16 protein-coding genes are annotated in these 20,259 nt (G+C 62.5%); 6 read left to right on the top strand and 10 right to left on the bottom strand.

Translation table 11 applies throughout. From position 1 onward, the window contains the following. Positions 1-11: 11 nt before the first annotated feature. From BA011_RS16690 to BA011_RS16660, 7 genes are all read right to left on the bottom strand, one after another. Positions 12-1,232, bottom strand: coding sequence for a TadE/TadG family type IV pilus assembly protein (locus tag BA011_RS16690; protein ID WP_065281269.1), 1,221 nt, complete (start codon positions 1,230-1,232; stop codon positions 12-14). Positions 1,233-1,346: 114 nt separating this feature from the next. Then, the gene (locus tag BA011_RS16685) at positions 1,347-2,234 is read right to left on the bottom strand and encodes a transglutaminase family protein (protein ID WP_151343489.1); all 888 of its coding nucleotides are present in this window, start codon (positions 2,232-2,234) and stop codon (positions 1,347-1,349) included. Continuing rightward, complete coding sequence (locus BA011_RS16680; protein WP_065281268.1) at positions 2,231-4,648, bottom strand: circularly permuted type 2 ATP-grasp protein; 2,418 nt, start codon at positions 4,646-4,648, stop codon at positions 2,231-2,233. Before BA011_RS16680 ends, BA011_RS16685 begins: the two co-directional genes overlap by 4 nt. A 27-nt stretch (positions 4,649-4,675) precedes the next feature. Next, entirely contained in the window at positions 4,676-7,999 is a 3,324-nt protein-coding gene (locus BA011_RS16675) for a DUF2126 domain-containing protein (protein WP_065281267.1), read from the bottom strand. Between the two features lie 102 nt (positions 8,000-8,101). Further along, entirely contained in the window at positions 8,102-9,484 is a 1,383-nt protein-coding gene (locus tag BA011_RS16670) for a sensor histidine kinase (protein ID WP_065281266.1), read from the bottom strand. Beyond that, positions 9,481-10,158 (bottom strand): response regulator transcription factor, encoded by a 678-nt coding sequence (locus BA011_RS16665; RefSeq protein ID WP_027667773.1) that lies wholly within the window; start codon positions 10,156-10,158, stop codon positions 9,481-9,483. The genes BA011_RS16670 and BA011_RS16665 overlap by 4 nt, the downstream gene beginning before the upstream one ends. A gap of 202 nt (positions 10,159-10,360) precedes the next feature. Beyond that, positions 10,361-12,229 carry an adenylate/guanylate cyclase domain-containing protein gene (locus BA011_RS16660; RefSeq protein WP_065281265.1) on the bottom strand — a complete coding sequence of 623 codons (1,869 nt, stop codon included), beginning with the start codon at positions 12,227-12,229 and terminating at the stop codon, positions 10,361-10,363. 337 nt (positions 12,230-12,566) lie between these two features. On the opposite strand from BA011_RS16660, the gene BA011_RS45110 reads away from it, so the two are divergent. Both BA011_RS45110 and BA011_RS45105 read left to right on the top strand, forming a co-directional pair. Next, on the top strand, positions 12,567-12,899 hold the full coding sequence (locus tag BA011_RS45110; protein WP_237352489.1) for a MerR family transcriptional regulator: 333 nt from the start codon (positions 12,567-12,569) through the stop codon (positions 12,897-12,899). A gap of 69 nt (positions 12,900-12,968) precedes the next feature. Next, the gene (locus BA011_RS45105; RefSeq protein WP_237352488.1) at positions 12,969-13,652 is read left to right on the top strand and encodes a DUF3471 domain-containing protein; all 684 of its coding nucleotides are present in this window, start codon (positions 12,969-12,971) and stop codon (positions 13,650-13,652) included. 7 nt (positions 13,653-13,659) lie between these two features. Here BA011_RS45105 and BA011_RS16650 read toward each other — a convergent pair whose 3' ends face one another. After that, positions 13,660-13,884: a hypothetical protein gene (locus BA011_RS16650; RefSeq protein ID WP_065281264.1), complete on the bottom strand. Its 225-nt coding sequence runs from the start codon at positions 13,882-13,884 to the stop codon at positions 13,660-13,662. A gap of 27 nt (positions 13,885-13,911) precedes the next feature. On the opposite strand from BA011_RS16650, the gene BA011_RS16645 reads away from it, so the two are divergent. Continuing rightward, positions 13,912-14,958, top strand: a complete 1,047-nt coding sequence (locus tag BA011_RS16645; RefSeq protein WP_065281263.1) for an ABC transporter substrate-binding protein — start codon at positions 13,912-13,914, stop codon at positions 14,956-14,958. A gap of 163 nt (positions 14,959-15,121) precedes the next feature. Here BA011_RS16645 and BA011_RS16640 read toward each other — a convergent pair whose 3' ends face one another. Both BA011_RS16640 and BA011_RS16635 read right to left on the bottom strand, forming a co-directional pair. Next, a complete protein-coding gene (locus tag BA011_RS16640) occupies positions 15,122-15,967 on the bottom strand; it encodes a class I SAM-dependent methyltransferase (RefSeq protein WP_065281262.1) in 846 nt (281 codons plus the stop codon). A 222-nt stretch (positions 15,968-16,189) separates the two neighbouring features. After that, complete coding sequence (locus BA011_RS16635) at positions 16,190-16,873, bottom strand: winged helix-turn-helix transcriptional regulator (RefSeq protein ID WP_065281261.1); 684 nt, start codon at positions 16,871-16,873, stop codon at positions 16,190-16,192. Positions 16,874-17,207: 334 nt separating this feature from the next. Between BA011_RS16635 and BA011_RS16630 the strand changes: the two genes are divergently transcribed. The 3 genes from BA011_RS16630 to BA011_RS16620 all read left to right on the top strand — a co-directional run bounded on the left by BA011_RS16630 (position 17,208) and on the right by BA011_RS16620 (position 20,246). Next, positions 17,208-18,152 (top strand): Bug family tripartite tricarboxylate transporter substrate binding protein, encoded by a 945-nt coding sequence (locus BA011_RS16630; protein ID WP_026158883.1) that lies wholly within the window; start codon positions 17,208-17,210, stop codon positions 18,150-18,152. After that, the gene (locus tag BA011_RS16625) at positions 18,149-18,640 is read left to right on the top strand and encodes a tripartite tricarboxylate transporter TctB family protein (RefSeq protein ID WP_065281260.1); all 492 of its coding nucleotides are present in this window, start codon (positions 18,149-18,151) and stop codon (positions 18,638-18,640) included. Before BA011_RS16630 ends, BA011_RS16625 begins: the two co-directional genes overlap by 4 nt. 88 nt (positions 18,641-18,728) lie before the next feature. Next, positions 18,729-20,246, top strand: a complete 1,518-nt coding sequence (locus BA011_RS16620; RefSeq protein ID WP_065281259.1) for a tripartite tricarboxylate transporter permease — start codon at positions 18,729-18,731, stop codon at positions 20,244-20,246. Positions 20,247-20,259 lie beyond the last annotated feature (13 nt).

Here is a 20,259-nt window from a genome sequence, read left to right as displayed (position 1 = left end):
GGGACATATCGTCAGTTGGTCAGGCGCGTCACCTGCGCGGAGGCCTTCGCTCCGATTGCCTTGAAGGCGGCAAGAAGGTCTTCCATTTTTTCCGGCTGGAAATAATGGGAGTCATCGGAGGCGCAATAATGCAGCAGTGCCTGTCCCCCCTCGGGCGCCATGAAGGCAATCGTATAGATTTCGATGCCTTTCAATTTCGCGTCGTCGCATGTCTTCTTCGTCGCGGTGTCGTAGGAACGGCCGCCGCTGCTATCATTGTTATTGTCGCCGTCCGTCATGAAGACGATGTACTTCTTGGGTACCTGCCCGGTTTTCTGCTGGTGGGCGGCGTCTTCGGCGTCATTCCCCGCAGCGTTCTTAGCCGTCAGGGCCGAATAGGCCGTGTTCATTGCGCCACTGGAGTTCGTGCCGCCATCATCTTGAAGCGCGCTGACATAGCTTGAGACAGCGGCAGTTCCCCAGGCGAGACTGCTGGCTGGGTATTCAACGATATCGTATGATACCGCGCCTGTGCGTACATATTCGGCATTGGGATCCGCGCTATTGAGCTGATCAAAAAGATTGCCGGCGGCGAGCTTCAGTGCTTCTATTTTTGTGTAATAACGCGTACGCGTGCCGGTGCAGGTGTCGTAGACTGTCTTACCGTTTTTGTTGAGGTGGGGGTTGCATTTATAGGTGTATGATTCCGTTGTGACCGTCGTGGTAGGATATCCCATCGACCCCGATTTATCGAGTGCGAGGAACATAGAGATCGAGCCTTGGGTCTGCGAATGCCCGCCGACCGTCGTGCCAGAGGTCGAGAGATGCTGTGTCTTGAAGCCGACCGCCTGCATGAGCGGGTTGACCGTGAGGTCATAACTCGGCGAAACCGTTACCTGGTAGGATGTTGACTTGCCCGATGTCGTTGCCTGGACATTAACGGCCGTCCTGCTCTTGATATCGGTTCCGTTTTGCAGGTAATTCGCCATCTGCCCGGCGACGAAATTCCGGGCAAAGGCTTCGGCCTCAGAGGTTTGGATCGTGCCATTCGCCAGTGCGGTGGCGGTCGCGAGCGCCGCCGAATCGGCGGCTTCCTGCAATTGCTGTTTCGAGAGCAGCATATCACCGACTTGGATCGCCATGCCGGCAGCGCCGAAAAGAACGGGGATCATGATTGCCGTCATGATACCGAAATTACCGCCTCGATCGCTGAACATGCGATGCAGGCAGGGATGCAAAAAGGAGGTGTTCATCATGTTCACCCAACTGGAAACCCTGTGAGGTGATTTAGGCATGCTGCTTCTTTACGCGGCCCTTACGGCGTCAATACAGTTTTAACGAATCGTCGGATTTTTCCAGTTTTGGGATTATTTCAGCGGGATCACGTCGACCGCCTGGACGGCGCGGTGGCCGCCATAGCTCTTCAAGACGCCGATGACGGGGACGACGTCGGAATAGTCCCGGCCATAGGCAACGACGATGTGGTCCGTGCCGGCGGGAATGTTGTTGGTCGGGTCCAGCTCGATCCAGCCGATCGTCTCGCCGCACCAGATGCGCACCCAGGCATGCATGGCGTCCGCCCCTTCCAGCCGTTCCTTGCCGGGTGGCGGGATGGTGCGCAGGAAACCGGAGACGTAGCCGGCCGGAATGCCGAGGCTTCTGAGAGCCAGGATCATCACATGGGTGAAATCCTGGCAGACGCCGCGCTTCAGCTTGAACGCCTCGAGCGGCGTGGTGTCCACCGTCGTTGCCTCCGGGTCGTAGGTGAAATCCTTGTTGATGCGGGCGCACAGCGCATGAGCGATCTGCATGGCCGTCAGATCAGGCGTGGCGCAGCTTCGCGCATAGTCGGCGATCTCGCGCGCTTCGGTGAGGCGCGGACTGTCACCGAGGAAATGGTGCGGCGAATCCGGCGCCAGCGACCACATGCCTGATATCTCCTCCGGCAGGTTGGCAAGCAGCGGCGAGAAATCGGCGGCGATCGGCTGGCTTTCCACCTGCACGCGGGCCTGCATGCGAATGTCGAGCGTTTCGTGCGGCGCGCGCAGCAGGAAGGAGGTAGCGGGATGATGGAAGAAATCGACGAAATGCGACTGCTCGTCCGGCGAGGGCGAAATGGTAATCGAGCCGGCGATCAGCCGCTGCCGATTGGCCAGCGACAGCGGCATCAGGCGCATGATATGGCGGGCGCCGGAGGCCGGCGCGTCGTAGCTGTAACCCATGTGGAGGGAGAGATCGTAGAGCACGGCCATCACCCGAGATAGGTCTGGGCGAGCAGATCGGAGAGCTGCTCCAACTCGCGTTCCAGTCGCTGATAGACCTCGACGCCCATGCCCTCCGGCGTCATCACCGCCAGGCCGGAATGGAGCCGCATCGCCTCGCGGTAGAAGGGCGACATCTGGCCATTGATCATGGCATTCGGCAGCTGCTCGACCTCGTGATGGATCTCGTTCACCTGGAAGAGGACCGAACGCGGGTTGAGCGGGTCGAGCGCCAAGAGGTCGGTGACAGTCAGCCGCGCGGTGTTGACGTTATAGCGGCGGCGATGAGTCATGACGCTGTCGCCGATCTCCAGCAGCATGTCGAGCGCGCCGTCAGGCGCTTCCGGGCCCGACATGTGGCCGAGCAGTCGCGTCATGTGCAGGCCGCGTTCGATATAACGGCCGAGCGAAAGGAACCGCCAGCCGGTGAAGCGGTACATGTTTTCATGCATCAGACCGGCAAAGCCTGCAAGCTTTCGCAAGAGGATCGTCATCGCGTGGCTGGCGTCGTCGCCGGCAGCGACGGTGACGTGGAAGCGGCGGGCGGTCTTGGCGAGATCGTTGAGCGCCAGCCAGCCGTCGGGCGAGAAACGGTCGCGGATGTTGCTGGCCGAATAAACGGCGCTGTCGATGTTGCGCAGCAGCGTTTCCGGCACGGCGTCGGCGGTATCGATATCGACGGCGGCCAGATAATCGGAGACGTCGGCCAGCAGCGGCTGGCTCGGATCGGCGGCTTCGGCGAAACGGGCATGCCAGGCGCGTAGGATGCGCAGCGCCCCTTCGGCACGTTCGATGTAGCGGCCGAGCCAGAACAGGTTGTCGGCCGCCCGGCTCGGCAGGCTGCCCGGCATGTTGCGGGTGAAGCTGCCCTCGGCCGGCAGCAACGTGTGGCGCTCAACCGGTTTGTCGCTGACGATCCAGACATCGGCGGCGGCACCACCGGACTGCATGGCGATCGCCGCGACATCGGCGCCGGAGCCGATGCGGGCAAAACCGCCGGGCATGATCTGCCAGCCGTTTGCGGTGCGCGCGGCGAAGACGCGCAGCGACATCGGCCGCGGCACGAGCTTGCCGTCCACCCAGGCGGGTGTGGTCGACAGCGTGACGACCTCCTGGCCGACGAGCTTCGGGCCGTCCGAGCTCAGCCAGTCGGTTATCGAATCCTTGGCAGCCGCGCGCAGCGATGAGCCGAGCACGGATTCGCCGTTATCGTCGAAGAAGGGAGCGCGGGAATAGGCCGGGCCGATTACCATCTTTTCGATGTTTTTTGCCACGTGCTCGCGCTCTTCCTCCTGGCCGCACCACCAGGTAGCGATCGAAGGCAGTTGCAGATCCTCCCCCAGCAGACGGTGGCAAATGGTCGGCATGAAGGCCAGAAGCGCCCGGGTTTCGAGAACGCCGGTGCCGAGCGCATTGACGATGGTGACGCTTTCGGCGCGCAGCGCTTCCACGAGGCCGGGCGTGCCGATATGCGAATTCTGGTTCAACTCCAGCGGGTCGGCAAAAGCCGAATCGAGACGGCGCCAGAGCACGCCGATCGGCTTCAAGCCGGCGACGGTGCGCACCATGACACGGCCCTTGACGACGGTCAGATCCTCGCCCTCGAGCAGCATGAAGCCGAGATAGCGGGCGATATAGGCGTGTTCGTAGTAGGTCTCGTTGGCGGGGCCAGGTGTCAGCACCGCGATGCGGTCGTCGCCCGAATGTTTCATGCCCTGTAGCGCGTCGCGGAAGGCGCCGAAGAAGGAGGCGAGGCGATGGACCGGGGTTTCAGCATAGATATCCGAGAAGGCACGAGTCGTCGCGACGCGGCTTTCCAGCGCGAAACCAGCGCCTGAGGGAGCCTGCGTCCTGTCGGCGAGCACCCACCAGTTGCCGTCAGGCCCGCGGCCGATCTCGAAGGCGCAGAAATGCAGATAATGGCCGGATGCCGGCTTGACGCCGGCGAGCGGGCGCTGGAATTCGGGATTGGCGGCGATCAGTGCCGGCGGCAGGAAACCTTCCTCCACCAGCCGGTTGTCGCCGTAGATATCGGCGATGATTGCTTCCAGCAGGTCGGCGCGCTGAACGAGGCCCGCCGACAGCGTGTGCCATTCGCGCTCGTCGATCAGCACCGGGATATGCGAGATCGGCCAGGCTCGCTCGCCGGTGCCCTTGCTGCCATAGGCGCGGTAGAAGACGCCGGCATCACGGAGATAGCGGTCGGCGCGGGCGAAGCGCTCGGCGAGATCCTTTTCCGGCATTGCGCTCAGATGCGAGAGGAAATTCTGCCAGACGGGGCGGACGGCGCCGTCGTTGTCGACCATCTCATCGGCGGTATCGGGAAGCGGCGCATAGTCGAAGGCCGCATTCTTGGCGATGCGGTCCTCTGCCTCTTCCCTGCGCTCCACTGCCGGCTTCTTGCCCATCAAAACTTAAGCCTCAAACCCTCGGCCTCAAACCCCGGCGGGCCGCCTCAGATCCAGCGTCAGCGGGAATTCCGGCGAACCCGTCTCGACGCGCGGAATGTATCCGCCCGCCGTATGCCCCCACGGCTCGAATCGGGTGAGCCGTCTTGCTTCCGCCTCGTTACCGTTGACCGGGAAGGTGTCATAGGTCCGGCCACCTGGATGAGCAACATGATAGATGCAGCCGCCGATCGAACGCTTCGACCATGTATCATAAATGTCAAAAGTCAAAGGTGTGTTGATCGGCAGGACGGGGTGCAGGCCCGAGGCCGGCTGCCACGCCTTGTAGCGGACGCCGGCGACCGACACGCCCGATGTACCGGTCGGCGTCAGCGGCAAGGTGCGGCCGTTGCAGGTGACGGTATAACGCGAGGCATTGTTGGTTTCGAGTCGCACCTGAAGGCGTTCGACGGAGCTGTCGACGTAGCGGGCGGTGCCGCCCGGCGCGCCTTCCTCGCCCATGACATGCCAGGGCTCCAGCGCCTGGCGCAGTTCCAGCTTCGAGCCCTCGTATTCGACTTCGCCGCAGAAGGGGAAGCGGAATTCGAGCTGGGCCTTGAACCATTCCGGGCTGACGTCGAAGCCGTTTTCACGAAGGTCGGCGAGCACGTCGAGGAAATCGGCCCAGACGAAATGCGGCAGCATGAAACGGTCATGCAGGGTCGTACCCCAGCGGACGAACTTGCCGTCGACTGGATTGACCCAGAAACGGGCGATCAGCGCGCGCACCAGCAATTGCTGGGCAAGCGACATGCGTGCGTTGGGCGGCATCTCGAAACCGCGGAACTCGATGAGACCGAGCCGTCCGGTCGGGCCGTCGGGCGAGAACAGCTTGTCGATGCAGATCTCGGCGCGGTGGGTGTTGCCGGTGACGTCGGTCAGAAGATTACGGAACAGGCGGTCGACGAGCCAGGGCAGCGGCTGCTGACCGCGGCTGGGGTCGATCTGCGCCATGGCGATCTCCAGCTCGTAGAGGCTGTCGTGACGAGCCTCGTCGATGCGCGGCGCCTGGCTGGTTGGGCCGATGAACATGCCGGAGAAGAGGTAGGAGAGCGAGGGGTGGCGCTGCCAGTGGAGGACCACGCTCTTCAGGAGGTCGGGACGGCGCAGGAAGGGGCTGTTGTTCGGATTGGCGCTGCCGACGACGACATGGTTGCCGCCGCCGGTGCCGGTATGGCGGCCGTCGATCATGAACTTGTCGGCGCCGAGCCGGGTGGTGCGCGCCTCCTCGTAGATCGCCGTGGTGATGTCGACGCAGTCCTTCCAGTTGGAGGCCGGATGGATGTTGACCTCGATGACACCGGGATCCGGGGCGACGCGGATGACGTTGATGCGCTCGTCCTGCGGCGGCGGGTAACCTTCGATATGGACGGGAAGCTTGAGCTCGGCGGCGGCGTTTTCTGCAGCGGCGATCAGCTCGAGATAATCCTCGATGCGCTCGACCGGCGGCATGAAGATGCAGAGCCTGCCGTCGCGCGGCTCGACCGACATGGCGGTGCGCACGGCGCCGCGGAGTTCGCCGAGCGTCTGTTCGATCCGGCCGCGATTGCTCTCGTCGGCATGGAAAGAGGCTTCCGGCATGGCGCGGCCGGCCGGTACGAAGACATCAGGCAGCGGTTCGCGCGGGATCGTCGGATCGGCGGGGTGGATATAGGGGTAACGCGCCGGGGGAACATAGGGCAGCGTGCCGAGCGGCAGGCGGTAACCGATCGGACTGTCGCCCGGGACGAGGAAGATCTTGCCGCGGCGGGTGCGCCATTTCTCGCTGACCCAGACTCGGCTTTCCGCTGCCCTGGCATTCCATGCCTGGACCGGAAGGATGTAACCGGTCGGGGTAGTGAGGCCGCGGGCGAAGACGCGGGCGATGCGGTTGCGTTCCTCGGGATCCTTCAGCTTTGAATTCGACGGGTCGACGTTTTCGGGAAGGCTGCCTTCCTTGATGATCCAGTCAGCGGGATCCTCATAGGCCGGCTGCACCATATCGGGCTTGATCGCCAGCTCCTTTGCGATCGCCGTCAGGAGCTTTTCGGCATCCTCGGCTTTGACGCCGGTATCCTTGCCTTCGGCGGCGACCAGATCGAGGTTCTGCCAGACCGGCTTGCCGTCGCGGCGCCAGTAGAGCGAGAAGGTCCAGCGCGGCAGGCTTTCGCCCGGATACCATTTGCCCTGGCCATAATGCAGGAAACCGCCGGGGGCGAAGCGTTCGTGCAGCTTGCGGATCAGGATGTCGGCCTTTTCCCGCTTGGTCGGGCCGACCGCGGCGGTATTCCACTCCTCGGACTGGAAATCGTCGATCGAAACGAAAGTCGGTTCGCCGCCCATCGTCAGATGCACGTCCTCGGCTTCGAGGACACGATCGACCTTCTCGCCGAGTTCGTTGAGCTCCTCCCAGCTTTCATCGGAAAAGGGCTTGGTGATGCGCGGGTGCTCGGCGACGCGAGAGACTTTCATGTCGAAGGCGAATTCGGTTTCGGCCTCGCCAAAATAACCGCCGGAGATCGGAGCGGCATTGCGATAATGCGGCGTAGCGGCAAGCGGGATGTGGCTTTCGCCGGTCAGCAGGCCGGAGGTCGGATCGAGGCCGACCCAGCCGGCGCCAGGCAGATAGACCTCCGCCCAGGCATGCAGGTCGGTGAAATCGACTTCGGTGCCGGAAGGGCCGTCAAGCGCCTTCAGGTCCGGCGTCAGCTGGATGAGGTAGCCGGACACGAAGCGGGCGGCGAGGCCGAGATGGCGAAGGATCTGGACGAGCAGCCAGCTGGTGTCGCGGCAGGAGCCCTTGGCGCTTTCCAGCGTTTCCTCCGGCGCCTGCACGCCGGTTTCCATGCGGATGACATAGCCGATCTGTCTCTGCAGGCGGGCATTCAGGCCGACGATCATATCGACTGTCGGCTGGTCGGGCGACCAGTCGAGCGTCGGCAGCAGCGCCTTGAGGCGCGGACCGGCCGGCTCCGGCGTCATGTAGATCGACAGATCTTCCTGGATCGTTTCAGGGTATCCGAAGGGCCACTTGGTTGCCTCTTCCTCGACGAAGAAGTCGAAGGGATTGTAGACCGTCATGTCGGCGACGAGATCAACCTCGATCTTGAATTCGGTCACCGGGTCCGGAAAGACATAGCGGGCAAGGTAATTGCCATAAGGGTCTTGCTGCAAGTTGACGAAATGGTTGGAGGGCGTGACCTTCAGCGAGTGGCTGAGCACCCGTGTCTTCGAATGCGAGGCAGGTTTCAGCCGGATGATTTGTGGGCCGAGGCGGACCGGCTTGTCATAGGTGTAATGCGTCAGATGATAGATGCTGGCTTTGATCGACATATTTCTCTTTTTATCCGGCTCGCATCGTCGTGCGGCTTGCTGTTCCCAAAATCAGTGTGTGCAATGCAGCGAAAGAAAGCAAGGCGGAAAGGTCGACGGCTTTTACGCTGCCTTGGCAAAGGTGACGGCCGCCTTCAGGCCCTTGCCGCCCGTGCCCGGTTCCAGCGTCAGCGCGGCATTGAAAAGATTGGCGATTTCTTCGACAATCGGCAGACCGAGACCGGCACCGGGCGCACCGGACTCATTGCCGCGCGAAAAGCGCCGGCGCACCGCCTCCAGCTTCTCGGGCGGGATGCCGGGACCGTTGTCCTCGATTTCGAGGCGGATCGTCTCTGACGCGGCGATGATACGGACGGTGACCTCAGCTCCCTTGCCGGCATAGGCGATGGCATTGCCGGCAAGGTTGCGCAGCATTTCGCCGATCAGCAGCGGCTCGGCGCGGACCATCGCCGGGCTCTCGCCCTCGAAGCCGAGATCGATGCCGGCGACGGCGGCCGTCGGGATCTGCTCGCCGGTGATTTCCTGGGCGATGGCGGCGAGATCGATGGCGGAGGCGGTCAGCGCCTCCTTGGCAGTGGCGGCGTCGATCTTGGCCATCAGGAGAAGCTGGGCAAGGATGCGCTCGGCATGCGCTACCGCCTGGTCGCCCTTCAGTGCTGCCGCCTGCGCCTCATCAAGCGAGCCGGCACGGGCGGAAAGGGCGAGCTGGGTGCGGATGATCGCTAGCGGGGTGCGTAGCTGATGGCTTGCATTGCCGGTGAAATGGCGGAGCGCATCCAGCGCCGATTGCAGACGGACCATGAAGGAATTTACCGTATCGACCAGCGGCTCGACCTCGCTCGGCACGGTCTGCTTGATCGGATGCAGGTCATCGGGGCTGCGTTCGCCGATGGCGTCGCCGAGCTTGTAGAGCGGGCGCAGAGCCACCGTGACCGAGATCCAGACGATGACGGCCGCGCCCGCGATCATGAAGGCGAGACGGAGTGCGGATCGGACGAGGATCGCCTGCGCCAACTGCCGGCGGGCGATGGTGGTTTCGGCGACCGTCACCACGAAGGGCACGGAGCGGATGCCCGTCGAGGCCGAGCGCTCGAGTGTGGCGATGCGGATCGGCTCGCCGCGGAAGGTGTCGTCGGCGAAGGCGGCAGCATCGCCCGGCGTTTTCTTGAGGACCGGCAGGGACTGGTAGCCGGTGATGAATTGGCCCGGCGGGCCGTCGACGCGGTAGAAGACGCGATCCTGCGCGGCCGAGGTCAGCATCTCCAGTGCGACATAGGGGATATCGACCTGCAGCGTGCCGTCCTCGGCGACGACGACGCGCTCGGCGATCGCCAGCGCGGAACCGGCGAGCACGCGGTCGGAGACGATATTGGAGGTCTGGACCGCCTCGCGATAGGTATCGGCGAGTGCCAGCGTGCCGATGACGGCGGTGGAGACGAGCAACCAGAAGAGCAGCCGGCGCCTGAGGGAATAGGCGGCTTTCATGAGGCCTCGGGCAGCTTGTCGAGATAATAACCGATGCCGCGGGCGGTCTTGACGGTCAGGCCGTGTGGTGACAGGCGCTTACGCAGACGGCTGACATATTGCTCGATGGCATTTGCGGAAATGTCGTCGTCGAAGGCCGTTAGCGATTGAATGATCGCCTCCTTGGCGACGACCTTGCCGGCCCGCATGAAGAGGATTTCGAGCAGGCCGAGCTCGCGGGCGGGAATATCGAGCGGCGTGGCGCCTGATGAAAAGGTGCGGGAATTGAGATCGAAGGAGATGCCGCCGAAGCCGACGGTCGCCGAGCGCAGCCCTGCCTGGCGGCGCAGCAGCACGCGCACGCGGGCCTCGAATTCGGCGATATCGAAGGGCTTGATCAGATAATCGTCGGCGCCGAGATCGAGCCCCTTCACCCGCTCTTCCGGCGTGCCGCGCGCGGTCAGAATGAGGACTGCCGCCTGGTTCTGCCGGGCGCGCATGGCGCGCAGCACGTCGAGACCGTCCATCTCTGGCAGGTTGAGGTCGAGGATCACCAGATCGAAATTTTCCGCTGCGATGACCGCATCGGCGGACGCTCCGTCATGGACGACATCGACGGCATGGCCCGTGCCGCGCAAGATCGCCGACAGGCCGTCGGCCAGTGCGATATTGTCTTCGGTGAGCAGGATGCGCACGGATGTTTCCCCTGTTTTTCAAGGGAGATTACAGAGATGAAGCCGGGATGTCACAGCGATTTTCAAGCTTACAGCGCCGCGCGTCCTTCAGACGCGCAAAGGACGCTGTAACACTTTGAATCGACGCATCGTGCTTTCCGAAAATCGATTCCGATTTTCGGAAAGCACGATGCGCCAGTGAACGGCCGGGAAAAGTTCGACCTCAGCTCCCGGTCCTTTCGATCCGCTCGCGCTGCATCATTGCGGCGGTGAGCAGCTTCCGGAAGCGGGGATCGTCGCGGATGTTGTCGAGATCGGAATCATTGTCGAACCATTTGATATGGTAGACGGAGCTGTTCGGCAGCAGCTTCTCCAGCAGATCGATCGCCTGATCGACGTCGCCGAGGACGGAGTAGACGCAGGCGAGATTATACTGCGCGACGATGTCGTCGGGATCGATGGCGATCGCACGGTCGGCCCAGTCGCGTGCCCTTGCCGCGTCGCCGAGATGGGCAAGCGCCAGCGCGCCGCGATGGGCGGGGCCTGAATTTTCCGGGTTGACGTTCAAGGCCCGTTCGGCGCGCAGCAGGCCGAGGCGCGCCCAGTTTTCCGTATCCAGCACACGGCCGAGCGAGCGGTAGGCCGACATCAGATGGATCGGCGAGACGTAATCATCAGGGCGGATTGCCGCGGCTCGGGTGAAATATTGCACGGATTCGGCGAAGTTGCCGTGCATGAAGAAGAACCGGGCATAGTGGAAGTTCGCCTCGAAGAGGTTCGGGTCGAGCGCCAGGGCACGTTCGAAGGCTGCCGCTGCCCTGTCGTCATAGCCGCTCTGATGGAGGGCGAGACCATGGGAGGCGTGGGCTTCGGGGAGGTCGGGATCGAGCTCTAGGGCGCGGGCGCTCATCTCGAGGATGCGCCTCAGCGGCACGTCGTCAGGCGCCCAATCGCGGATCGCCGCGTCGCAATCGGCGATGCCGGCATAGGCGCGGGCATAGTCCGGATCGAGCTCGACCGCCTTGCAGAACATGCGCCTTGCGAGCTCCAGATAGGATTTGGTCCAGGTGTGAGAGAGCTGGCGGCCTCTGAGATAATAGGTATAGGCCTCGACATTGGCGGTCGGCTCGTTGGCGATCGCCTTCTTCTCTTCCGGCAGCAGGCGCACCTTCAACTGACCGACGATCGCATGGGTGATCTCATCCTGTATGGCGAAGATGTCGGTCATGTCGCGGTCGTAACGCTCGGCCCAGAGATGGTCGCCATTGGCGGTGTCGATCAGCTGACTGGAAATGCGCACGCGATTGCCGACGATGCGCACACTTCCCTCGAGCACGTAGCGCACGCCAAGCTCCTGGGCGAGCCGCTTCACCTTTACCGATATGCCCTTGTAGGTGAAGATCGTATTGCGCGGCACGACGTGCAGGCTGGAGATCTTGGAGAGATCGGTGATGATGTCTTCGGTGATACCGTCGGAGAAATAATCCTGGTCGGCATCGCCGCTCATATTGGTGAAGGGCAGCACCGCGATGAAGCAGGTATTGCGGTTCTGCGCGACCAATCTGGCGGAGGAAGGCGGCGCTAAGCTGACGGTGTAGACCTGAACGGGCTGCCGGATGTTCTTCAGCATATGTTCGCCGATGAATTCGAAGCCGAGATTGAGGCGCGAGCCGACCTGCTCGCGCACCGAGGCCGACACGGCGATGCCGCCCGGCGCTGCGATGCGCTCGAGCCTGGCGGCGAGATTGACCCCATCTCCGAATATGTCGCCGTTCTCGACCACGACGTCGCCGAGATTGATGCCGATGCGGAATTCGACGCGCTCGTCCTTGGGCACGTTCTCGTTACGGGCTGCCATGCTGCGCTGGATTTCGGCAGCGCAGGCGACCGCATTCACCACGCTCTGGAATTCGGCAAGGATGCCGTCGCCGGTGAGTTTGACGATCCGGCCCTTGTAGTCTGAAATACGAATGTCGACCAGCTCGCAGCGATGGCGGTTCAGCGCCTGCAACGTGCCGGATTCATCGATGCCCATCAGTCGGCTGTAGCCGACGACGTCTGCAGCAAGAATAGCGCTCAGTCGTCGTTCCATGACCCCTCCCATGGATCTTCCAGTTTAGTCTAGCTTTTTATAGAGTTTTTGTCGCGTAGAGTCGTCCCCCGAATAATAAATTCGGGCGGTCTCGACGTTTTTAACGCGGCAGCGCGACCATATAACGTCGTCGATCTTCATCAATACTCTAAACGGGTGAAGGACGGAGCCAATCCCTAATCCTTTGTGATGAAAAGACAATTCACATCGGAGAAAAATGGAGTGTTCTGCTTTGGCCGACACTTTCTGAATCGACATCATAAAACCGATCGCCCACCGATTTAAGGCTTGAGCCGGACCCAGGGGCATAGCCTAGAAGACGATTCGCGAGGGAATCATGAACGAGCGAATGAACGAGAATCTCTGGCTGACGGCAGCCGAATGCGCCGAGCGAATCGGCCTGACGGTAAAAGCGCTTCGCCTTTACGAGAAACGCGGGCTGATCAACCCACGGAGAACCGGCAAGAACTGGCGGCTCTATGGTGTCGAGGACATCGCGCGGCTGAACGAGATCCTGGCCTTAAAGCGACTGGGGCTCAGTCTGGCGAGAATCACCGAACTGCTGGCCGGCCAGGCGACCGATCTCGACCGGACGCTCGCCATGCAACAGACGCAGTTGCTCTCACTGCGCAGCCGCGTCGAAGACAGTCTCTCGCGGATCAATGCTTAGCGGCAGCGGATCGCCGCCGGCGAACCCATCTCGATCAACGAACTTGTCAGCATAGCGAAGGAGGCCAGCATGACCGACCAATCCGCCGACGCCGTCGCCTGGCGGCGCTACGAGCAGGCGCGGCCGCGTACCGAAGGCGCGATCGCCCCCGAGCTCAATGATGATTATCTTGGCGCCTACCTCTTCGATGCAGGCAGCACTATCACGATCGCCCGGCGCGAAGGCGGACTGACGGCGCAGGTGCTCGGGCAGGAGGCTATCGATATCTATCCGGAGAAGGAGGACGAATTCTTCTATCGCGTCGTGGCGGCGCAGATCAGCTTCCGCCGCGGACCGGATGGGCGGGTGGAGCATCTTGTGCTGCATCAGAACGGATATGAGCAGGAGGCGCCGCGGATCGGTGCGGCGGAGGCGGCAAGGATGCTTGCCGACCTGGAGAACCGGACGAAAAACAATCAGCCGGTCGATAATAGTGAAGCGCTGCTGCGCAGTCTGATCGCCCAGCATCAGAGCGGCGAGGTCGACTACGACAGGATGGTTCCCGCACTTGCCGATGCCGGGCGGGAGCAGATGCCGATGATCCGCGCGGACCTGGAGCGGGCGGGTGCGCTGCGGTCGATTTCCTTCAAGGGCGTGTCGTCGGAGGGGTGGGACGTCTACGACGTCGCCTTCGAAAACGCTGCGATGGAATGGCGATTTGTACTTGCTGCGGATGGAAGATTCACCGGGATTTTCTTTCGACTATTGCCGTGAGGTCTGGTTATGTGCCTACGGTTTCAATAATCGGCCGAAGTCCGGCCTCGGGAAAATCATGCAACTCTAGAAAATTCCAGACCGAACCTGTGATCCCCAGCCTCGTTGCGCTCCGGTCGTGCCGGAACTCGAGCAGATCCTGCTGTTCTTCGAGCGCGAGCTCTGATCCCGCAAAACGGGCGGCAGCCTCCGTCTGGCCGGCGCCCTTGCTCCTCTGGGCGCGCTCAGGCATTGTTGCCGCATGAGGAGAGTTTTCATCTTGCTGCTGGCGTTCTGGCCGGGCTTTGCGCTCGCCGATCCGGTCTTCTATCCGGCGAAGTCGGGCAATGCCGATGCGCCGGTGCTGACGGTTTATTCTTCGCTCGACGAGCCCCTGGCGCAACCGATGATCCGGGGTTTCCAGGACGCCAATCCCGATGTCGCGGTCAAATATGAGGATATGCTGACCGGCGACATCTACGACCGGATCGTCAGGGAGACGGATGCCGGCAAGAAGACGGCGGATTTCGCCTTTTCCTCGGCGATGGACCTGCAAGTGAAACTTTCCAACGACGGATATGCACAGGTCAGCAACCTGCCGATGAGTACTGCATGGCCGAAATGGGCGAACTGGCGCAACACCGCCTATGCGCTCACCTTCGAGCCGGCGGTGTTCGTCTATCACAAGCCGAGCTTTGCGCATGAGCCGGTGCCGAGTTCGCGGGCTGAATTCGTCGACTATCTGAAGCGCAAGGGCAACGAGGTCTATGGGCGGATCGGCACCTATGACATCGAGCGCTCCGGCGTCGGCTTTCTTTTCATGGCGCGCGACCAGGAGCAGTTCGGCGACATCTGGTCGGTGATCGGGGCGATGGGGGCTGCCGGCGTCAAGCTTTATTCGACGAGTTCGGCGATCCTCGAACGCGTTGCCGACGGGCGCTTCGTGCTCGGCTACAATATTCTCGGTTCCTATGCGGCCGACTGGGCCTCGCGCTATCCCGATGTCGGCATCGTGCTGCCGAAGGATTATACGGTGGTAATGTCGCGGATCGGGCTGGTGCCGCAGGCCGCCGCCGAGCCGGAGCTCGGTCGGCGTTACCTCACCTTCTTCATGTCGAGGGAAGGGCAGACGATCATGGCGCGCGAGCTGCAGATCCCGGCCGTCAGCCCCGAGGTGGCAGGGGAGAATACCGCCAATACGCTGCAGGAACTGCTCGGCGCCCAACTGCGGCCGGTGCCGGTCAGCCCCGGGCTGATGGTCTATCTCGACCAGGTGAAACGGGCGCGGCTGATCGCGCACTGGAACGAAGTTCTGCGGACGCAGTGAAGGCGTCAGCTTTCAGCCAGTTCACTCCACGAGCTGGCGGTCTCGCACTCGTTTCGTGCGCTCTGTTGCCATCGATGACGACTCCGGAATTAAACCGGAGGCCTTTGCTGCAGAGTTGGGGAGGCCGGCCGATGATCCTGCCAGATTGAGCCCGGCAGCCGTGTTAATGCTTCGTCACGACCACTTCGAGATATTCGGCCGGCACCACCATCGTGCCGTCCTCGGCCTGGTTGAAGCGCTCGATCAGCGTTAGGAAATCACGTTCCAGCGCCGCCTTGCCCGGCTGGGGCAAGGCCTCGAACGCCTTGTGCACCGGGCCGTACCAAGTGCGGAAAATTTCCAGCCAATGGGCGGGGGAGCGATAGCGGAAATTGAAGATTTTCGGCGTGACGGCAATCCGTCCGCTGCTTGCGAACATCTCTTCGAGCCTGGCGGTCGTGCCCCAGAGTGCAGGAGATTTCACGCCGGGCATGGGTGGAATGTGCTGGCCGATCGTCTTGAACACCTGGCCGATGAATCCGTTCGGCGTCCAGTTCGCCATGCCGATCCTGCCGCCTGATCTGCAGACCCGCAGCATCTCCTTCGCCGCAGTGTCCTGATCGGGAGTAAACATCACGCCGAATGTAGAAACGACGACGTCGAAGGCTCCGTCTTCGAACGGTAGCGCCTCTGCATCGGCCATCTGGAAGTTTACCGGCATGCCTTCGGCGATCGCCCGTTCGCGGCCGCGCTCCAGAAGCTCGTGGACGTAATCCGTCGATGTCACCTCGGCCCAGCGCCGCGCTGCGGCAAGCGTGGCATTGCCGTTCCCGGCCGCTACATCCAGGACTTTCTCGCCGCCGCGCAGGTCCAGCGCCTCGCAGAGGCTTTCGCCGACGATCTGCAGTCGCACGCCGATAACGGCATAATCGCCCGAGGCCCATGCCGTCTGCTGGCGCGATTTCAGGGCGGCAAGGTCGGTATTTTGGGATAGCGCGGGTTCCCGCGACGTGCTGAGGGTGGTCTGCATGGTTTCTCTCCTGGGCTTGTCGGCAAACGCAGGCAATCCGCCGTAACGTCCGCCGGGTTTTGTTGCTCTCATTCGGCTTTTGCAAAGCGACCGGCCCGCCAATCAGCGTTGCCGCTGGTCCGCTCATGGTTCGATTGTGCCGCGAACTAGCGTTTCGGCCTAGTGTAGGAAATGTAGCGCCCCGATACAGAATATGGACTGGCAGGCCGCAACCATGGCGCCTCAGGCGATCGCGTAGGAACTTCTGACCATCCAGTTTTCCATGCTGGCGGCGAGGGTCGTGTCGCCGATCAGGGAAATCTTGTCATGGGCGATTTCCGTTTCCAGGCTCGACAGGCCAATCCATGCCGATGTCATGGCCTTGAGCTCCGCCGTCACGAAAAGGTCTACGTCATAGCCGGGATCACTGAGACACAAGTCGACCGGCGTGCCGGGCTTTGCCAGCAACCAGTAATTTCTCTCGTCTTTCGGCAGTTCGGGGTAGCTGAACCTGATGACGCTGCGCCTGCGGGAAGGAAGGGCGCTCGCATCGATCTTGCGGCGCATGTTCCACATCAATATGCGGGCATCGAGCTTTTCCAGCGTGACGTCGGCGTCGACGTTCCTGTGCGCCCATTTTCCAAGCGCGTGGACGATCGGCTCCAGTTCCTTGGCCATTTCGGTCGTTCTATAGGCTATGTCGCCCGTCGCATCGTTTTGCGACCGGACAATCAATCCGTTCGCTTCCATTTCCCTCAGGCGCTTAACCATCAGGGTCGGCGACATTCCCGGCACGCCTCGCCGGATCTCATTGAAGCGGGTCGAACCGGACCACATCTCGCAGAGAATGAGCAGCGTCCATCGCGGCTCAAGCAGCTCGCACGCTTTGGAAACCGGACAAAAATGGTTGTAACCGCCATTCGCCATTGGATTGCCTCCGGCTTAAAATATCCGGCAAATATAAACGGACGTCCAGTGTAGATAATGTACTTGCCTTGCGGCAGAGAAGGCTGATCCCAGCCGGCAGCTGCCAATTACGGCAAAAAAGTGTCGTCTCCTTCTGGATATCCCGCCGATGTCAGCTAAATGACAGGTTGTTGTGGTCGCTTTGGCTACTTCTTCTCCGTGGAGGCGGAGAGCTGAAGCCTTGGGAGGGTATTCCGCTCGTCAATCAGGACATTTGCGTCCGCTGGCCGGCCTATTCCTCCCGATTCCCAGAGAACAACAGGCGGTTTGCTCAGCCGCCGACGGAGGACACATCGTGAAGCATACATTCATCGCAACCCTTCTTGCCGCGACCATCGCGCTGCCGGCCTATGCGGCCGATTACACCATCATCGCGCCGGCCGCTCCCGGCGGTGGCTGGGACCAGACGGCCCGCTCGCTGCAGACCGCGTTGCAGCAGGAGAAGATCTCCGGCAACGTGCAGGTCCAGAACGTCCCAGGCGCCGGCGGCACGATCGGGCTTGCGCAGTTCAGCAGCCAGGCTGCCGGCAACCCGAATTCTCTGATCGTCGGCGGCTATGTCATGGTCGGCGCGATCCTCACCAACAAGTCGCCGGTGACGCTCAAGGATGTCACGCCGATCGCCCGCCTGACCGGCGAATATGAGGCCGTCGTCGTTCCTGCCGCATCCGAGATCAAGACCATGGCCGATCTGGTCGCGGCGCTGAAGAAGGATCCGGGTTCGGTTTCCTGGGGTGGCGGTTCGGCCGGCGGCACCGACCATATCACCGTCGGCCTGATCGCCAAGGCTTCCGGCGTCGATCCGACCAAGATCAACTATGTCGCCTTCTCCGGCGGCGGTGAAGCGCTCGCCGCTATTCTCGGCGGCCAGGTCACGGCCGGCGTCTCGAGCTATAGCGAGTTCGAATCGCAGGTGAAGTCAGGCACGCTCCGTCTTCTCGCCGTATCCAGCGAAAAGCGCATCGATGGTGTCGATGCCCCGACACTGAAGGAAGCCGGCACCGACGTCACCATCCAGAACTGGCGCATGGTCGCTGCTGCCCCCGGCCTGTCGGCAGAGCAGGTGGCAAGCGTCACCGCCGATTTCGAGAAGCTGCACAGCTCCGCCACCTGGCAGGAAACGCTGAAGACCAAGGGCTGGGCCGACACCTATCTGTCCGGCGACGCCTTCAAGGCGCAGCTCGAAAAGGATATCTCGGCCACTGAGAGCATTCTCAAAGACATCGGACTTGTTCAATGAGCGAGGATAACATCTCCTCGGCAACCGAGCGCCGCCCTGATTGGGCGGCGTTCATTATTGCCGTTTTCCTCTTCGCCGTCGCCGGCGTGATGGCCTGGGATGCCTTGCATCTGAAAACGATCGCGCAATACGATCGCATCGGTCCGGCGACAGCGCCTCAAATGGTGGCATTTGGCCTCTTCTGTCTTGGGATCTGGACCGCCTTCGAAGCCTGGCGCGGCGATTTTCCCGAACGTGACCGGCAGGAAGTCGCACCCGTCATCTGGATCGTCGCCGGTCTTGCGGGCCAGATGCTGCTCCTGCGCGTCGCTGGCTTCTCGATCGCAACCGGCATCCTCTTTGCGCTGACGGCACGCGGCTTCGGCAAACGCAAGCTCTGGATCTCGCTGCCGCTTGGTATCGTCCTCAGCTTCGTCGTCTGGGCGATCTTCTCGCAGCTGCTGCAGCTGACGCTGCCAGCCGGGCCGCTCGAACATCTGTTCTTCTGACCGCGCGAGACGCGCTGTCAGCTCTTTTGATTTTGCGCGGCGCCCGGTTGCGAAACGCACGGCCGGGAATGCCGCTTGGGACACCAAGATGAGCACATTCGAATTTCTATGGCAGGGTATCCTGGTTGCGATGCAGCCGATGAACCTGGTTTATGCGCTGGTCGGCGTGACGCTCGGCACCGCCGTCGGCGTGCTTCCCGGCATCGGCCCGGCACTCACCGTGGCGCTGCTGTTGCCCGTCACCTACAAGCTCGATCCCGGCGGCTCGCTGATCATGTTCGCCGGCATCTATTATGGCGGCATGTATGGCGGCTCAACGACCTCGATCCTGCTCAACACGCCGGGGGAAAGCGCTTCGATCGTTACCGCGCTTGAGGGCAACAAGATGGCGCGCGCCGGGCGCGGCGGGCCGGCGCTGGCGACAGCTGCGATCGGCTCCTTCGTCGCCGGCCTGATCGCCACGCTCGGGCTCGCCTTCATCGCTCCCTATATCGTCAAGCTGGCGCTGGTCTTCGGGCCGCGCGAATATTTCGCGCTGATGGTGCTCGCCTTCGTCACCGTCTCCTCGGCCTTCGGCGATTCGGCATTGAGGGGTCTGACCTCGCTGTTCATCGGCTTTGCGCTCGCCATGGTCGGCATCGACCAGCAGACGGGGCAGGCCAGGCTTACCTTCGGCATTCCCGACCTGCTCGACGGCGTCGAGGTAACGACGCTTGCCGTGGCGATGTTTGCGATCGGCGAGACGCTCTATATAGCCGCGCAGGGCAACCGGATCGCCGAGAAGGTCGAGGCGGTGAAGGGTTCGCTCTGGATGACCGCTGAGGACTGGGCGCGCTCGTGGAAGCCGTGGCTGCGCGGCACGCTGATCGGTTTTCCGATCGGCGCAATGCCGGCGGGCGGCGCCGAAATCGGCACCTTCCTCTCCTATGCCACCGAAAAGCGGCTGGCGAAAAACCCGGAAGAGTTCGGCCATGGTGCGATTGAAGGCGTGGCCGGTCCCGAGGCGGCGAACAACGCATCGGCCGCCGGCACGCTGGTGCCGCTTCTGACGCTCGGCCTGCCGACGACGGCGACGGCGGCGATCATGCTTGCCGGCTTCCAGCAATACGGGCTGCAGCCGGGGCCGCTGCTGTTTGCCACCAATCCGCAGCTCGTCTGGGGGCTGATCGCCAGCCTGCTCATCGCCAATGCGATGCTTTTGGTGCTGAACCTGCCGATGATCGGGCTCTGGGTGCGGCTGCTGACCATTCCGAAGCCGTGGCTCTATGCCGGCATCCTGCTGTTTGCGACGCTCGGGACGATCGGCGCCAATCCGTCGGTGTTCGAACTCGGCATGCTGCTCGCCTTCGGCCTGCTCGGCTATGTAATGCGGCTCTTCGGCTATCCGATCGCGCCTGCCGTCGTCGGGCTGATCCTCGGGCCGCTTGCCGAGCAGCAGCTGCGCCGGGCGCTGGCAATCAGCCAGGGCGACGTCACGACGCTGGTGATGTCGCCGATCGCGGCAGGCCTGCTCATCGTTGCAGCGGCCGCCTTCCTCATCCCGCTGATCCTGCGGCTGCGCGGCAGGGGACAGGTGCTCTCGCAGCTGGCGGCAAACGAAGACTAGCGCATCGGCCCGA

It is taken from the genome of Rhizobium leguminosarum (assembly GCF_001679785.1).
GTDB lineage: Bacteria > Pseudomonadota > Alphaproteobacteria > Rhizobiales > Rhizobiaceae > Rhizobium > Rhizobium leguminosarum_R.
This window is presented reverse-complemented; position numbering and strand designations above follow the sequence as displayed.

Bases quoted from the DNA above. Each gene is read 5' to 3' on its own strand.
- BA011_RS16690 (WP_065281269.1), bottom strand. From the start codon at position 1,232: ATGAACACCTCCTTTTTGCATCCCTGCCTGCATCGCATGTTCAGCGAT.
- BA011_RS16660 (WP_065281265.1), bottom strand. From the start codon at position 12,229: ATGGAACGACGACTGAGCGCTATTCTTGCTGCAGACGTCGTCGGCTAC.
- BA011_RS45105 (WP_237352488.1), top strand. From the start codon at position 12,969: ATGACCGACCAATCCGCCGACGCCGTCGCCTGGCGGCGCTACGAGCAG.
- BA011_RS16625 (WP_065281260.1), top strand. From the start codon at position 18,149: ATGAGCGAGGATAACATCTCCTCGGCAACCGAGCGCCGCCCTGATTGG.
- BA011_RS16670 (WP_065281266.1), bottom strand. From the start codon at position 9,484: ATGAAAGCCGCCTATTCCCTCAGGCGCCGGCTGCTCTTCTGGTTGCTC.
- BA011_RS45110 (WP_237352489.1), top strand. From the start codon at position 12,567: ATGAACGAGCGAATGAACGAGAATCTCTGGCTGACGGCAGCCGAATGC.
- BA011_RS16620 (WP_065281259.1), top strand. From the start codon at position 18,729: ATGAGCACATTCGAATTTCTATGGCAGGGTATCCTGGTTGCGATGCAG.
- BA011_RS16675 (WP_065281267.1), bottom strand. From the start codon at position 7,999: ATGTCGATCAAAGCCAGCATCTATCATCTGACGCATTACACCTATGAC.
- BA011_RS16680 (WP_065281268.1), bottom strand. From the start codon at position 4,648: ATGGGCAAGAAGCCGGCAGTGGAGCGCAGGGAAGAGGCAGAGGACCGC.
- BA011_RS16650 (WP_065281264.1), bottom strand. From the start codon at position 13,884: ATGCCTGAGCGCGCCCAGAGGAGCAAGGGCGCCGGCCAGACGGAGGCT.
- BA011_RS16640 (WP_065281262.1), bottom strand. From the start codon at position 15,967: ATGCAGACCACCCTCAGCACGTCGCGGGAACCCGCGCTATCCCAAAAT.
- BA011_RS16635 (WP_065281261.1), bottom strand. From the start codon at position 16,873: ATGGCGAATGGCGGTTACAACCATTTTTGTCCGGTTTCCAAAGCGTGC.